At 70.8% G+C, this 2274-nt stretch carries 1 protein-coding gene; it reads left to right on the top strand.

The window, feature by feature from the left end; genetic code table 11:
* The first annotated feature begins 101 nt into the window (after positions 1-101).
* Positions 102-2195: an RNA degradosome polyphosphate kinase gene (locus D452_RS0100915; RefSeq protein ID WP_017542302.1), complete on the top strand. Its 2094-nt coding sequence runs from the start codon at positions 102-104 to the stop codon at positions 2193-2195.
* Positions 2196-2274 lie beyond the last annotated feature (79 nt).

Below are 2274 nucleotides of genomic sequence, written 5' to 3'. Positions count from 1 at the left end.
CTCCGCCTGCGGATGCCGCAGCGGCGCGGGCACTCACCGGTGTCATCGCGCGGAAACCGCGGCGTCCACCGGCGTTCAGCCCGATGGGAGAGTCTGCCCCGGTGACTGCTGAACCGGTTGAAAAGGGACGAAGCGCCGAACCTTCCGCCGACCTCCCCGCCGATCGCTTCCTCGACCGCGAAACGGGCTGGCTGCGGTTCAACCAGCGGGTCCTGGAGCTCGCCGAAGACGCCGACATACCGCTGCTGGAACGCGTCCGCTACCTCTCCATCTTCTCCGCCAACCTCGACGAGTTCTTCATGGTGCGCGTCGCCGGACTCAAACGGCGGCTGGCCACCGGCGTCGCCGTCACCTCCGCCACCCGCCACCACCCCGACGACCTGCTCCGCAGCATCTCCGACGTCGCACGCGAACTGATGCTGCGCCAGGCACGCTGCCTGCACGAATCGGTCGCCCCCGCCCTCGCCGACGCCGGAATCCGCATCGTGCGCTGGGACGACCTCGACGCCGACGAGCGCGAACGCATGCGCTCGCTCTTCCACGGCTCGATCTACCCCCTGCTCACCCCCTTCGCCGTCGACCCCGCCCACCCGTTCCCCTACATCTCCGGCCGCTCGCTCAACCTGGCCGTCACCGTCCGCGACCCGCAGACCGGGCGGACCATGTTCGCCCGCGTCAAAATGCCCTCGGCCATGCCCCGGTTCGCCGACCTGGGCGACGACCGCTTCGTGCCCACCGAGGACGTCGTCGCCGCGCACCTGCCGGTACTGTTCGAAGGTATGCAGGTGCTGGAGCACCACGCCTTCCGCGTCACCCGCAACGCCGACCTGGAACTCGACGAGGACGAAACCGACGACCTCGTCCAGTCGCTGGAGAACGAGCTGCGGCGGCGCCGGTTCGGCCCGCTCGTGCGGCTGGAGGCCGAAGAGACCGTCTCCGACGACGTCCTGGACATCCTGCGCCGCGAACTGGGCGCGGAAGAGCGCGAGATCTACCGCGTGCCCGGTCCCCTCAGCCTCGCCGGGCTCGACCAGATCGCCGACCTTCCCCGCCCGGACCTGCGCTTCTCGCCGGTGGCGCCCGCAGAACCCGACGCCCTGGCCCAGGACGGCTTCTTCGACGCGGTCGGCAGCGGGGAACTGCTGGTCCACCACCCCTACGAGTCCTTCACCACCACCACCGAACGGTTCCTCGCCCTGGCCGCCGCCGACCCCGACGTCGTCGCGATCAAACAGACCCTCTACCGCACCAGCGGCGACTCCCCGATCGTGGAGTCGCTCATCGAAGCCGCCCGCGCCGGAAAAGAAGTCGTGGTCCTGGTCGAGATCAAGGCGCGCTTCGACGAGCACAACAACATCCTGTGGGCCCGCAAGCTCGAAGAGGCCGGATGCCACGTCGTCTACGGCGTCGTCGGGCTCAAGACCCACTGCAAGCTCGCCCTGGTCGTGCGCCGCGACGCGGACGGCGTCCTACGCCGCTACTGCCACGTCGGGACGGGCAACTACAACCCCGGAACCGCCCGCGTATACGAGGACTTCGGGCTGTTCAGCGCCGCCCCCGAAGTCGGCGACGACCTCAGCGACCTGTTCAACCGCCTCACCGGCTTCTCCCGGAAATCCGCCTACCGGCGGCTGCTGGTGGCGCCCTCCGGGCTCCGCGAAGGCCTGACGCGGCGCATCGACCGGGAGGTGGCGGCCCACGCGCGCGGCGAGCCCGCCCGCATCCGCATCAAAGTCAACTCCCTGGTCGACGAAGAGATCGTCGACGCCCTCTACCGGGCCTCGCGCGCGGGCGTCCCCGTCGACCTGTGGGTCCGCGGCAGCTGCGTTCTGCGCCCCGGCCTGGAGGGCGTCTCCGAAACCGTCCGGGTCCGCAGTATCCTCGGACGGTTCCTGGAGCACTCCCGGATCTTCGTCTTCGAGAACGGAGGCAGCCCGCAGGTGTGGATAGGCAGCGCCGACCTCATGCCGCGCAACCTGGACCGGCGGGTCGAGGCGCTGGTCAGGGTCGAAGACCCCGCCCAGCGCACCCGCCTGGTGGAGCTCATGGACCTGGCCATGGCCGACACCACGGCGTCGTGGCGGATGGGTCCCGACGGCGGCTGGCACCGGGCGGCCCGCGGCGACGAGGGCCGGCGGCTGGTGGAGCTCCAGAGCGCATTGCGCGGCGAACAGCCGCATGCGGGCCGTCGATGACCGACCGTCCCCGCACCCCCGACACCGCCGGCGACCGGGCGCGCGAGACGGCGCCGGGCGGGTTCCTGGAACCCATCCG

Source organism: Nocardiopsis prasina DSM 43845 (assembly GCF_000341265.1).
Taxonomy (GTDB): domain Bacteria; phylum Actinomycetota; class Actinomycetes; order Streptosporangiales; family Streptosporangiaceae; genus Nocardiopsis; species Nocardiopsis prasina.
Note: the sequence above shows the minus strand (reverse complement) of the source record. Positions and strands in the feature narration are given on the sequence as shown.